Source organism: Erysipelothrix inopinata (genome assembly GCF_014396165.1).
GTDB classification, from domain to species: Bacteria; Bacillota_I; Bacilli_A; order Erysipelotrichales; family Erysipelotrichaceae; genus Erysipelothrix; species Erysipelothrix inopinata.
Map to the genome: position 1 here is coordinate 1,206,141 of NZ_CP060715.1, position 12,283 is coordinate 1,218,423.

The window sequence follows — 12,283 nt, forward strand, 5'->3', positions numbered from 1 at the left end:
TTTAAATTTTAATAGAGTACGTTTTCGATTGTTTGTACGAGAATAGAAATGCTATTTTGCTTCGTACGAAGTGCTGTGAGGATATTCATCATCACGAAACGATTAAAGTCTTTAGGTGTGTAAGTTTCGCTCCAAACATCATTTTTGACTGTTTCATCTTGATTTAAGACTTTTAAAAATTGTTGGTCAAACATCCTAAATTGTTTATCTCTTAGTCCCAGTCCCGTTCTTTTATCTTCATCACTCATTGTTTTATAGTGTGAAATAAAAAGAGATTGATATTGATCGGCATATTTGTAAAGAACATCATAGATTGATGATACATAAGACGCGTAATTGAGATTATCGGGGACTTCCTTGAGGTTTTCTTGGAGTACTCTTTTCCAAAAATCTTCCACAAGTGCGAATACAATTGCTGATTTAGATGGGAAGTAATTGTAGACAGATCCAACTGAAACATTTGCACGTTGTGCTATTGTACGGATGTTCAGATTCTCTGACCCCTCATTAAATACGATGTCATTCGCAACATCGAGTAATGCTTCTTTACTGATTTGGCTTTTCTTCATACAATCACCCCTAAACAAAGCACATTATATGTTTTGCTTAGAAACTTGTCAAATAATTTGGTTCGGGTATACTTGAGGGGAAGGAGATTTGATAAAATGAGTTTACCAAATTGCCCAAGCTGCAATTCAGAATATACTTATGAAGATCGTGGACTTTACATTTGTCCAGAATGTGCACACGAATGGAATGAGTTATCCGCACAAAGTGATGCGATTGTTGATGCAAATGGTGTTGTCCTCAATGATGGGGATGACGTTATTGTACTCAAAGATTTAAAAGTGAAAGGAAGCTCTGGTACTCTTAAACAAGGAACGAAAGCAAAAAATATTCGACTTGTTGATGGTGATCATAATATTGATTGTAAAATCGATGGTTTTGGAAAAATGAGCTTAAAATCTGAATTTGTTAAGAAAGCATAAGAAAACGTCCTCGTTGTGAGGACGCTTTTTTTTGATTTAATGATTATTGATATTTTGTTAAATCAAGACGTGATGCTGCTTGTTTATCTACGATAACGATAACATCATCGTGGTTTTGTAATGCACTTGCAGGAAGATCTGTTGAAGGAGTTTCTTCTAACATTCCGTAAATTGCATCTTTCTTAGCTTCACCGTATGCGAATAGCACAATTTTCTTAGCAGATAAAATTGATTTGATTCCCATTGAGTAAGCAAAACGAGGAACATCTTCAATTGAAGCAAAGTTTCTTGAGTTTGCTTTGATTGTTGATTCAGTTAATGCTACTTTTTCTGTTAATGAATCAAATGAAGCCCCTGGTTCGTTAAATCCAATATGACCATTTTCTCCAATACCTAAGATTTGAACATCGATAGGATTGTCAGCAATGATTTTGTTATAACGAGCACATTCAACTTCTGCATTTTCTTCAAGACCATTTGGTAGGTAATTTGCTTTAAATGGTTTTTTAGCGAATAGGTGTTCGTTCATGAAATAGTGGTAGCTTTGATCGTGATCAGCTGCTAATCCAATATATTCGTCCAAGTTAACTGAAACTGTATTTGTAAAGTCTAAGTCACTTGCTGTAAGTTCGTTATAGAATGTGATTGGTGTGCTTCCTGTTGCTAAACCAAATACATTTAAATTTCCATCTTTTAATTCTTTTGCAATAATATCGTATCCGAGTTTTGCTCCTTCGATATTATCTTCTACTACGTATAATTTCATCTTATCTACCTCACTTAGTTACACTGTTCATTATAATCAATACAAATATAAAATCAAATATATTCAACAATTATTTTGTGTTGGTGCTATAATTGTCGTGTTAAGGTTCTTGATAACAAGGAGGTATTTATTATGTTAATCAAAAATGGCCGTATCTATTTACAAGATCGCGTAATCGAAAACGGGTATCTTGTACTTGAAGGTGAAACAATCAAGTCTTTCGGATGTATGGATAACCTTCCAGCATATGATGGAGACATCATTGATGCGAAAGGAAATAACGTACTTCCAGGTTTTATTGATCAACACATTCACGGTGCTAACGGTGCCGACCATATGGATGCGACTCAAGAAGCATTAGAAACAATTGCTACATTCTTACCAAAAGAAGGAACAACAAGCTATCTTGCAACAACAATGACACAATCTGTTGAAGCAGTTGACAAAGCACTCGTTGAAATCAAAAAATATGCCGAAACCAGCAATGGTCCCGGACAAGCTGAAATTATGGGTGTTCACTTAGAAGGTCCATTTATCTCAGAAAAACACATTGGTGCTCAAAACCCTAAATATGTTTTAAAACCAACTGTTAAAGATTTTGATCACTTCTATGAAGTATCGGGAAAAATGGTTCGCTTAATTACTTATGCACCAGAAGAAGCAGAAAAAGGATTTACGGATCACTTAAGAAGCTTGAATGTTGTACCATCAGCAGGACATACTGATGCAACATATGATCAAATTGTAAGTGAAATAGGACAAGGATTATCCAACCTTACTCACTTCCATAATGCAATGACGCCACACCACCACCGTCAACCAGGTGTTGTTACTGCTGGTTTCATTAATGAAACACTTAAAGCAGAAATGATTGTTGATGGTATTCATGTTAACCCTGCAGTTGTTAAAGCAACCTACGAAATTAAAGGTGCAGACAACTTTATCGCAATCACTGACTCCATGAGAGCTAAAGGTCTTCCAGATGGTAAATATGACCTCGGTGGACAAGAAGTTACTAAAGAAGGTAAATACTGCCGTATTGAATCAGGAGCACTTGCTGGTTCTGTTGCAGAAATGGACTTCGTCGTTCGTAACATTAAAAACTTTACAGACTGCTCAATGAGTGATGTTGTGAAGATGTCATCTGAAAATGCAGCATTACACTTAGGTATCTTCGGACGTAAAGGAAGTATTGAAATCGGTAAAGACGCTGATATTGTTATTGTTGATAATGATATCAATGTTCAAACAACAATTTGCCGTGGTATTGTTGCTTACACAAAATAAAGAAAACAAAAACTCAGTTCCGTATGGATCTGAGTTTTTATATGCTTAAATTTTATCGTGAAGTGCGATCATTTCATCAATAAGATCCGCAAGGAATTGGATCGTATCGAGAAGTGGTTTATCTGTGCTTAGATCAATATCCATCATCTTAGCAAGTTCAAGTGGTGTTTTTGTACCACCAGCTTTGAGTACTTCTTTCCAGTCTTCAATCTTACTTGGGTCTTCTTTAACTTTTTGATATGACGCTGTAGAGATTGTAAGTCCTGCACTGTATGTATATGGATACAGCCCCATATAGTAGTGAGGTTGACGCATCCATGTTAATCCAACATAGTCTTGGATTTCAACATCTTCACCCCAGAAATCAGTATAAACATCTTTCATGATCGTGTTGAGTACATTTGCTGAGAGTGGAAGACCTTGATCAACACGGTTGTATACTTCTCTTTGGTAAGCAGCTTCTAAGAGGTGAGTTACAAAGTTATGGTAGTAAGTTCTACTAATCATGGATGCAATGACCCAACGTCTGAAACGGTCATCGTTTGCTTTATTTAATAAATCATTCGCAACAATGAGTTCATTCATGGTTGATGGTGCTTCAATAAAGTATAGAGATGCACGGGTATCAAAAATATTTTGATTTTGTCCAGCGAGATAGAAGTGGCCAGCATGACCAAGCTCATGAGCTAGTACAAAGACCTCTCGCATACGTTCTGTCCAACTGATGAGAACGTATGGATGAACGTTGTAAGGACTGCTACAGAATGCTCCTGTTGATTTCCCAACATTTTGAGGGAAGTCAATCCAACGATCATCAAATGCAGTATTAATCATCTCTAAATAATCTTCTCCTAAGATTGATAAACCATCGAGAAGATATTCGCGTGATTTTTCGGGAGTGATGCTTGGTTCAAAATCAGGATCTACGGGTATCTTCAAATCACTAAAAGTCATGGTGTCGAGGTTGTGGACATCTTTTAAATGACGTGCATATCGACGCATGTGCGGTGCAAATTCTTTTGTGATTAAATCAATTTGGCGATCATACATATCACGACTTACTTTTTGATCAAAGAGTAAGTAATCAATGACTGAATCAAAGCCTTTTAGGGTTGCCAGTGTTTTTTCAGTTTGAACTTTAGTTTGGTAAATTGCCGCAAAGGTATGTTGGTAATTTCCGAGTTGTGTATAGAATGAATCATAAGCAGCACGTCGAACCGCATGATTGGGTTCATATTCCCATTCGTTCTCAAAAGCAACAAAACTGTTTGCATACTCTTGTCCATCAACTTCAAAGTTATCAAATTTTAAGTCCGCAAGTTTTGATCGGTTGTAAGTATTGTAAGGAGCGTTTAGGACATTAGAGAGTTGACTGAGTGCATCTTCAACACTTTCGTCAAGATCATGAGGTATCTCACGAATAAGGTCTTCGAGATAGAGCTTATTTTCGTTTGAAAGATTTTGTGCTTCTCTAAGAACACTTTCAGGATTCTTTTTAATTTCAACATTCAGGAAAGTAAGTTTATTTTGAGCCTCACCAATTTTAATTTGGAAGGTTCCCATGCGTTGCATTGTCGCTTCATCAGTTTGGTCACTTGAAACATTGAGGCTGTTGTAAGTTGCCAGTCTTGTAATCATTTCCAAAATCGTACGATACTCATCCAAAGCCTTATTAATTGCTTCAGGAGTCACAAGTGTTCCTTGATATTTCTTATTGAATGAACTAATGGTATCAATACACTCGCTGAGTGCTTTCTCGTATTCAGTATTATTTTCATAGAGGGAACTGAGATCCCAAGTTAAAGCTTTATCAACTTCATTTCTTAATTTCATAGTTATATTAACCTCCGCTTACATCAATTATACAGAAAATGAATGTAAAAACAATGAAAATAGATTTCATTGTTTCGAGATTCTAAGAATTAAGTTGTAAATAGCGGTATTAATAAATACTGCCAGACTGCAGAAACCAACAGTTAATGCTACTTCAAAATATGTTAGTGTGGTTAATTGGAGTAAGGGTCTCATAATCATAATTGAACCTACGAAACCAATACAGTTAAGGACGTATACAATTTTTCGATAGCGGTTCATCGGAGAGTAAATAAGGAAAATAAGATACATGGACATCACGCCATTAATAAAGAATGAAATTGTTTGTGTATGAGCCAGTGATAGCCCTAGTGGACCTCTAAATATATTGAGAAGTACCCAGGTAATAATGATTGCAAGTGCTGATGGCAAACTGTAACGAAGTACGTGTTGTGATATCTTAATTTCTGGTTTGCTGTAGTTCTTTTCAAAGAGTAAGAGCAGAGATGGAAGTCCACTTGCAAAAATATTTGTTAATGTAACTTGAAGAGGAACAAATGGGAATGGAATGACCATTGCGATTGCCGCGAATGTGACAAAGAAAGTCATCAAAGTACGAAGATAAAACATTGAAGCAGAGCGCGTAATATTATGAATGACATTCCGTCCTTCTTTGAGAACATCAACTAATGTTGATAAACGACCGTCAGTAACGATGACTTGAGATACGTTTAACGCAGCATCACTTCCTTCACCCATCGCAATCGCACAGTTCGCAGTTTTAAGTGCAAGAACATCATTGATACCATCGCCCGTCATTGCCACGTGATTGCCTTCACTTTGAAGCTGTTTCACGAACTCTAATTTTTGTGCGGGAGTAGCTCGACCAATCACACTATGATTTAAAATAGCATCATGAAGTGCTTCTTCAGTGTGAAGCGTTCGTGCATCGACGGTATTATTGGCATCGAGAACACCAACTTTCTCCGCGATTTTAGAAACTGTGATTGGATTATCGCCAGATATAATTTTAACAGCTACACCATTATCTTGGAAAAAGGCAATCGCATCTTTTGCATCTTCACGAATTTGATCCTCAAGAATGATGAATCCGAGTGGTTTCACTGGTTGAAGGGGTTCATTTTTTTCAATGGGTAATTCGCAACTTCCCAATAAAATGATACGAGATCCATTTTGAATTGCCTGGGTAATTTTTTCAGGTGTGTTTAAATCAGGAGCTAATACCTCGGGTGCCCCCATGATGATATTTAAGTTTGATTCAAAGTTTAATGCTGCCCATTTTCTTTCGGATGAGAAGGGAATCATTGAATGAATGGATTCCGCATGTCCTTTATTAAAGTGTTCTTTAAGTGCGTCTGCTGTGAAGTTGGAATCTATATTATTTTTCGCATACCGTTCGATTGCATCTTCAAAGGAGTCATCCAAGGCGAGTGTATCAATGACTGATAACTTTCCGTAGGTAATTGTCCCTGTCTTATCAAGACAAAGTGCATCGACTTGAGACAATGATTCAATGGCATAGAGTTCTTGAATAAGGGCACGTTTGTTTCCAAGTTTAATCATACTTGCAACTAAAGAAGTTGTGGTGAGGAGTACTAATCCTTGAGGAAGCATTCCGAGTAGCGCGGATGCAGTATTTACGACGATACTGTTTAAAGGTTGATGTCTTACAATAAGACCTTGATAGATTAGAAGAGCACCCATGGGTAAAACAAATAAACTTGTAATTTTGGTAACGCGCTTGAATGTATACAAGAGTTTTGAAGTAACAGGGCGTTCGCTTACGGCATGATGTGTAAGCTTCATGGCATAACTATCAATACCCACATGCTTCGCAATTGCATGACACTCACCACTAACAACGTAACTTCCAGAGAAGAGTTGGTCGTTTATATTCTTTTCAATGGCATCTACTTCACCGGTAAGCAAAGATTCGTTAACTTCGAGCGAGCCGCTTAAGATGGTTGCATCAACACTGATTTGATTGCCTGCTTTTAAAATAAGAATGTCATCCAAAACAATCTCTTCATTTTTAATCAGTACTTCTTTCCCTTCGCGTAGAACCCAAGTTTTAGGACTTACTATAATTTGGAGTTTCTCAATAAGCTTTCGAGCTCTCATTTCTTGAATGATGAAAACCAAGGTGTTAGAAATAATAACGCCCATAAACATAAGACTAGAAAAAGCACCCACATAAATTAGTGCGGCTGCGATAACCATATTATAGAGATTAAACGGGTTAAATGTATTTGTAATTATTATTTCCCAGTTAGATTTTAACTTGCGATTTATAACGGCATTGGTTTGTTTGTTTTTAATGCGTTGTTTAATTTCTTCTTGAGTTAAGCCAGTATGTACGTTCATTCTTAATCACCTTTAGTTGTCTTGTATTACTATCTTAGTACAAACAAACCTTGACTACAATAATTGTGGTATAACTTCCATAATTGCTATATGATGAGGTATAGAGGTGATAATTATGAAAATCGCAGTTATTGGTGGAGGAATTGTAGGCAGTACAACTGCTTTTTATTTAAGTCAAAATAAAGACTTTGATGTGACACTATTTGATGAAGGCGTTGGCCAAGCAACATCTGCTGCCGTAGGAATTATTTGTCCGTGGGTAAGTCAACGTAGAAATAAAGAATGGTATGATTTGGTACGAGAAGGTGCAGAGTTTTACCAACCATTAATCTCTGATTTGGAAGACGACTCATTTTACTATAATAATGGTACCCTTATTTTTCATGATACGTTACTCGATAAACTGGAAAAGATTGCAATAAAACGATTACCAGATGCGCCAGCTATGAAATCAATTAAGAAACTCTCTGAATCTGAAGTTAAAGAGCTGCTCCCAGATGGTTTTACAGCAAAAGAAGCTTTATTTGTAGAAGGTGGATCTCAAATTGATGGAAAGCAACTTGTATGTCTTCTTAAAGATAAAGCATCACGAAATGGCATTCGACTTGAAGAAAAAAAGGTTGTGGTAACGTTTGAGAATGGACATTACATCATTGATGGTGAAGTGTTTGATGGCTGTGTCATGGCTACAGGAGCATGGATCAATCAGACTATGGATGGACTCTTATTTGATGTAAGACCCCAGAAAGGGCAACTGATAGAAACTAAGATACCTATCACTCACAATAACTTTCCAGTACTTATGCCAAAAGGAGAAATCGACATTCTGATCAATAAAGAAGGGAATGTTGTGGTTGGTGCCTCTCATGAAAATGATAAGGACTTTGATTTGAATCAAGATGAAGCGGTTATTGCGTCATTAATTCAAGGTGCTCACGAATGGATACCTGAATTGACACGAGATGATGTTGTATCGATCCGTGTTGGTACACGAGCTCACACGTCAAATTTCTCCCCGTTTTATGGTCCAGTGTCAAGTTATCCACATTTATACGTTGCTTCAGGCTTGGGATCAAGCGGATTAACGTCAGGTCCATATATTGGTTATATACTTGCGAAGGCGTTTGTTGAAGAGATTGAATCGTGGCCATTACATCCTGATCAATTTCGAATTCAATAAAATTTAAATTATGGTGATAGTGAACCAATAAATAGCATGTTATAATGAGGATAATCAAAAAATGAAAGAGGTGCGATCATGATTAATATTCATCTGTGTGATGATGATGTTGAAGTAATTGAGAACTATCGATATTTAATTAAGAAATATGCAATGTCGCGTTCTCTCGATGTTCACCTACAAAGCTTTAGCCGTGGTGAAGATCTTATTTTTGATCTCGAGGGGAATGTGTCGACACCTGATATTATTATCTTAGATATCTTTATGGATGCAATGAATGGTATTGAGACTGCTAAAAAAATAAGAAGTATGGGTTGTAATGCGCAAATCATCTTCTTAACAACGTCTTCGGATTTTGTATTTGAGGCATTTGACGTCAGTTCATTTAATTATCTTGTTAAAGGGGATACCAGTGACGAGCGTTTTCGCGAGGTCCTCGGAAAAGCGATTACAACAGTAGAAAAGAAGATACCAGATTTCTTTAACTGTTCTTTTGGATCGGAGTCTCGAAAGATTCCGTTCAGAGATATTACTCACTTTGAAATTTACCGTCGTGTTATGCGTGTACATTTTAATCAAAATGAAACGTTTGATTTTTATGAAACGATGGATCATCTTTCAGAAACTCTTGTAGAAAAAGGATTTGTACGGGTTCACCGCTCTTATTTAGTGAATCTAAAACACATTGCCTTATTTAAAAACCAGGCAATACGTCTTAGCAATGGTGAAGAATTGCCAATGGGTAAAGCTTACCAAGAGGATGTTAAGGAAGCCTTCAATCAATATGTAGCAGAAAATTGGTGATACTATGAAGTACTTGTTTATTTTTAATGTAATCAGTTCGACGCTGTTTCTTTATTACTATATATATAGTTCTATTGGAGTGATGGCAGAACTTGTGCCCTACAAACGCAATGCGCGATCTGCAATGATCCTTTCGGTTATTCTTAATTCGCTCATCTCTGCATGGGTGAGAATAAATAACATTGATTCATATGTCGCATATCTTCTTATTTTTCTAATTATGTTGCTGACATTTTATCTTTGTTTAAAAACCGATTGGCAAGTTGTGTTCTTTGCTGCAACGCGATTTGTATTCTATCTCTTTACTGCGAGAGGTTTTGTAATATCTTTATATTCTTTGATTATGCACCAACCTATTCGTGATATAAAGGGATACAGTTTCGAATATTCAATTATTTATTTGCTTTCGATTATCCTTGCACTACTGATTCATGCTTATTTGAAACGCAATGTTTTAATTAAAAGTCGTTTGCAGGTGCTCTTTCGAAATAAAGAACAAGTACTTTTCACGGCATCCATTAAATTTGTATTGGGATTATACTTAATGATTCTTACTTATGGTAATCATTACGAAGGGAACGATGTCTGGTTTTCATTGATTCAATTGTTATCGTGTTTTATAGTAACAGGCATTGCAGCGTTTGTTTTAGAAAATTCAATTCGATCTGCTGAAATTGTTGAACATGAAAGACAAACAATCTCTCTTCAAAAACAAGTAGACATGCAAGTCAATCATTACCATGCTTATCAAGAATTTACATCCCAATTTCAAGAATTCAAAAAGGAATATCTTGAAAACCTGTCAAAGGTTAATGAGTTATTGAGAAAAAATGACACAGATTCTGTAATCAAGATTTTGGATACAATGGGGTCATCTTTAACACGACGTGTGGGAGCGCATCACCAGTATTCCAACAATCCTTTCTTAGATGCATTGTTCCAAGAATTCGCAAACCAATGTCGTAGAAATGATATCGAGTTTGAATGTCGTGTATATTGGGATAAAGAAATCAATATTAGTGAATTAGAACTGGTACGTATTTTCTCAAATCTACTTCAAAATGCGTTTGAAGCAGTTGAGAAATTGAGTGATCATCGCAATATCAATATTAATACACAAGTACTGGATGAATGGATTGTTGTTGTTATTGAAAATAACTTTGAATTAAAAGAAGAGACAAACAATCTTGCAAAAGGATTAGGCATGCAAGTCGTTTCAAAAACGATGGAAGATATTGGCGGCCTTTATACATGGTCAACTAAAGAAAATACTTTCCGAGTATACCTCAATTTTCCGAAAAATAACTAAGGGCGATGGCTTTCGATAAACCAACGTGACCGCTCGTAATAGATATTACGACGTTCATTTTGAATCTGACATTCGTACATAATACCGCTTCCTCCCACTGGGGAGAAAGCTTTTTTTATGGCGTAAATTTTCTTAATTGGATATTGATCGCCTTTAAAATGAATGACTAAAGGTGTGAGTTCACCATAGGCATCCATATAAACTGTCACATCGATATATTTTTTGTACAAGTTCATAGTCTCACCTCGTAATCGAATTATACCAAATATGTTGCGTAATTCAACCGAATTATGCAACTTAACCTAAAATAATGACATAAAGTATCAAATAAAGTATAATATTTGCAAGAGGTGATTCTATGAAACTTTCGGAGTTAATTCAAATATTTCGTTCGCGTCAGAACTTATCTTTAGAAGAAATTGGTGACTATGTATCTGTAAGTAAATCTACGGTTTCACGATGGGAACGTGGTGAAATTAAAAATATATCCAGTGAAAAAAAAGAGAGACTATCGGCATTGTTTGGTATTGATGTTCAAGATTATCTTGACCACTACTTTTTTAAACCAATATTAGGGGATGTTCGCGCTGGTTATGATTTGCTTGCTTATCAAGATATATCTGGATATGAAGTTGTATCAAAACAAGAGTATGATAGTGGCGATTACTTTCTCAGAGTTCAGGGTGATTCAATGACAGGATCACGTATTAATGATGGTGACTTAATCTACGTTCAAAAAAGTAGTGTCGTAAATTCAGGTGACATTGCTGTAGTAATGCTTGAAAATGATGAAGTGACAGTAAAAAAAGTGATCTATAAAGACCACTTGATGATATTAGAAGCGACAAATCCTGAATATGAAACGCGCTATTTCACTGAAGAAGAAATAATGAGTCTTCCCGTTCAAATACTTGGGAAGGTTTTGAAGGTTCGGGTAAACTTTAATTAAAGTAGATCATGACGGTATAGGTAAATGACGGTGATAACCGTAATACTTAAACTCATGATAAAGACAATCAGTAACGCATGAGGATGATCTTGAAAAGGGAGATTGATATTCATACCATAAAAACTTGTGATAAAAGTTGGAATGGAGAGAATTAAGGTTATTGATGTGAGTGTCTTCATCGTTTTATTAAGCTTGTTAGAAAAAAGTGAATCCGAAACATTCATCATTGAATCAATAATCTGTTGATACATTTCAATGTTTTGATCCAATTGATTAATTTCAATTCGAATATTGGTGAAGTCACTCGCGTAAGTTTCATTCCAAAGTGGTGTATATTTTTCCTCGGTAATATATCGTGATATATCTCCAATTGCGTTTATTCCCGTTTGATAAAAAATAAGTTTGCGACTCATGCCAAAAAAGTTTTTAATATTTTCTTTTGATATTCCCGAATCCATAATATTTTCAAAATGGTCAATTCTTTGACTAATATCATTAATTAAATGTTCATATGTTTTGAGAATACTTAAAACAAGTTCTGGGAATGAATCAGGCTTTTGGTGGAGCAGATTGTCAAGGTTCTCTTTGACATAAACAGTTATTTCAGTTCCATCTGTTTCAACACAGAGGCGTTCTGTTGCAGTCTCATCTTTAGGGACGGTAAGAATAATATATGTTTTTGAGTCCAAGGATCGAATGTGAGCAAGCTCACGGCGGTCAGTTAAAGATTCAATAACATATTTAGGTAAATTAAGGTTCTGGGGGTCATTGTAACGAATATAGTTCATAATGTCTCTCCTGT

The 12,283-nt window shown here is 35.9% G+C and carries 12 protein-coding genes; 6 read left to right on the forward strand and 6 right to left on the reverse strand.

Annotated features, from left to right (window positions below; translation table 11 throughout):
- Positions 1 to 8 precede the first annotated feature (8 nt).
- Positions 9 to 569: a TetR/AcrR family transcriptional regulator gene (locus tag H9L01_RS05765; protein WP_187533033.1), complete on the reverse strand. Its 561-nt coding sequence runs from the start codon at positions 567 to 569 to the stop codon at positions 9 to 11.
- A gap of 96 nt (positions 570 to 665) precedes the next feature.
- Here H9L01_RS05765 and H9L01_RS05770 point away from each other — a divergent pair, with 96 nt between their 5' ends.
- On the forward strand, positions 666 to 989 hold the full coding sequence (locus tag H9L01_RS05770; RefSeq protein WP_187533034.1) for a zinc ribbon domain-containing protein YjdM: 324 nt from the start codon (positions 666 to 668) through the stop codon (positions 987 to 989).
- Positions 990 to 1,032: 43 nt separating this feature from the next.
- On the opposite strand, the gene H9L01_RS05775 is transcribed toward H9L01_RS05770, so the two are convergent.
- Positions 1,033 to 1,755, reverse strand: coding sequence for a glucosamine-6-phosphate deaminase (locus tag H9L01_RS05775; protein ID WP_187533035.1), 723 nt, complete (start codon positions 1,753 to 1,755; stop codon positions 1,033 to 1,035).
- Between the two features lie 132 nt (positions 1,756 to 1,887).
- Between H9L01_RS05775 and nagA the strand changes: the two genes are divergently transcribed.
- Positions 1,888 to 3,042 carry an N-acetylglucosamine-6-phosphate deacetylase gene (gene nagA, locus H9L01_RS05780; RefSeq protein WP_187533036.1) on the forward strand — a complete coding sequence of 385 codons (1,155 nt, stop codon included), beginning with the start codon at positions 1,888 to 1,890 and terminating at the stop codon, positions 3,040 to 3,042.
- Positions 3,043 to 3,087: 45 nt separating this feature from the next.
- Here the strand turns inward: nagA and pepF are convergent, their stop codons facing one another.
- Together pepF and H9L01_RS05790 are read right to left on the reverse strand one after the other, a co-directional pair.
- A complete protein-coding gene (gene pepF, locus H9L01_RS05785) occupies positions 3,088 to 4,875 on the reverse strand; it encodes an oligoendopeptidase F (protein WP_187533037.1) in 1,788 nt (595 codons plus the stop codon).
- 66 nt (positions 4,876 to 4,941) lie between these two features.
- Positions 4,942 to 7,239 carry an HAD-IC family P-type ATPase gene (locus tag H9L01_RS05790; RefSeq protein WP_187533038.1) on the reverse strand — a complete coding sequence of 766 codons (2,298 nt, stop codon included), beginning with the start codon at positions 7,237 to 7,239 and terminating at the stop codon, positions 4,942 to 4,944.
- A 115-nt stretch (positions 7,240 to 7,354) separates the two neighbouring features.
- Here H9L01_RS05790 and H9L01_RS05795 point away from each other — a divergent pair, with 115 nt between their 5' ends.
- The 3 genes from H9L01_RS05795 to H9L01_RS05805 all read left to right on the forward strand — a co-directional run bounded on the left by H9L01_RS05795 (position 7,355) and on the right by H9L01_RS05805 (position 10,532).
- Positions 7,355 to 8,419 (forward strand): NAD(P)/FAD-dependent oxidoreductase, encoded by a 1,065-nt coding sequence (locus H9L01_RS05795; protein WP_246448934.1) that lies wholly within the window; start codon positions 7,355 to 7,357, stop codon positions 8,417 to 8,419.
- A gap of 78 nt (positions 8,420 to 8,497) precedes the next feature.
- Positions 8,498 to 9,223, forward strand: coding sequence for a LytR/AlgR family response regulator transcription factor (locus H9L01_RS05800; RefSeq protein WP_187533039.1), 726 nt, complete (start codon positions 8,498 to 8,500; stop codon positions 9,221 to 9,223).
- Positions 9,224 to 9,227: 4 nt separating this feature from the next.
- Positions 9,228 to 10,532 carry a GHKL domain-containing protein gene (locus H9L01_RS05805; RefSeq protein ID WP_187533040.1) on the forward strand — a complete coding sequence of 435 codons (1,305 nt, stop codon included), beginning with the start codon at positions 9,228 to 9,230 and terminating at the stop codon, positions 10,530 to 10,532.
- On the opposite strand, the gene H9L01_RS05810 is transcribed toward H9L01_RS05805, so the two are convergent.
- A complete protein-coding gene (locus H9L01_RS05810; protein ID WP_187533041.1) occupies positions 10,529 to 10,768 on the reverse strand; it encodes a hypothetical protein in 240 nt (79 codons plus the stop codon). The two genes, H9L01_RS05805 and H9L01_RS05810, sit on opposite strands and share 4 nt — an antisense overlap.
- Before the next feature lie 122 nt (positions 10,769 to 10,890).
- Between H9L01_RS05810 and H9L01_RS05815 the strand changes: the two genes are divergently transcribed.
- Positions 10,891 to 11,481: a LexA family protein gene (locus tag H9L01_RS05815; RefSeq protein ID WP_187533042.1), complete on the forward strand. Its 591-nt coding sequence runs from the start codon at positions 10,891 to 10,893 to the stop codon at positions 11,479 to 11,481.
- On the opposite strand, the gene H9L01_RS05820 is transcribed toward H9L01_RS05815, so the two are convergent.
- Complete coding sequence (locus H9L01_RS05820) at positions 11,478 to 12,269, reverse strand: magnesium transporter CorA family protein (RefSeq protein WP_187533043.1); 792 nt, start codon at positions 12,267 to 12,269, stop codon at positions 11,478 to 11,480. The genes H9L01_RS05815 and H9L01_RS05820 overlap by 4 nt on opposite strands.
- Between the last annotated feature and the right edge of the window lie 14 nt (positions 12,270 to 12,283).

Bases quoted from the DNA above. Each gene is read 5' to 3' on its own strand.
- H9L01_RS05815 (WP_187533042.1), top strand. From the start codon at position 10,891: ATGAAACTTTCGGAGTTAATTCAAATATTTCGTTCGCGTCAGAACTTA.
- pepF (WP_187533037.1), bottom strand. From the start codon at position 4,875: ATGAAATTAAGAAATGAAGTTGATAAAGCTTTAACTTGGGATCTCAGT.
- H9L01_RS05770 (WP_187533034.1), top strand. From the start codon at position 666: ATGAGTTTACCAAATTGCCCAAGCTGCAATTCAGAATATACTTATGAA.
- H9L01_RS05820 (WP_187533043.1), bottom strand. From the start codon at position 12,269: ATGAACTATATTCGTTACAATGACCCCCAGAACCTTAATTTACCTAAA.
- H9L01_RS05795 (WP_246448934.1), top strand. From the start codon at position 7,355: ATGAAAATCGCAGTTATTGGTGGAGGAATTGTAGGCAGTACAACTGCT.
- H9L01_RS05790 (WP_187533038.1), bottom strand. From the start codon at position 7,239: ATGAACGTACATACTGGCTTAACTCAAGAAGAAATTAAACAACGCATT.
- H9L01_RS05810 (WP_187533041.1), bottom strand. From the start codon at position 10,768: ATGAACTTGTACAAAAAATATATCGATGTGACAGTTTATATGGATGCC.
- H9L01_RS05775 (WP_187533035.1), bottom strand. From the start codon at position 1,755: ATGAAATTATACGTAGTAGAAGATAATATCGAAGGAGCAAAACTCGGA.
- H9L01_RS05765 (WP_187533033.1), bottom strand. From the start codon at position 569: ATGAAGAAAAGCCAAATCAGTAAAGAAGCATTACTCGATGTTGCGAAT.
- H9L01_RS05800 (WP_187533039.1), top strand. From the start codon at position 8,498: ATGATTAATATTCATCTGTGTGATGATGATGTTGAAGTAATTGAGAAC.
- H9L01_RS05805 (WP_187533040.1), top strand. From the start codon at position 9,228: ATGAAGTACTTGTTTATTTTTAATGTAATCAGTTCGACGCTGTTTCTT.
- nagA (WP_187533036.1), top strand. From the start codon at position 1,888: ATGTTAATCAAAAATGGCCGTATCTATTTACAAGATCGCGTAATCGAA.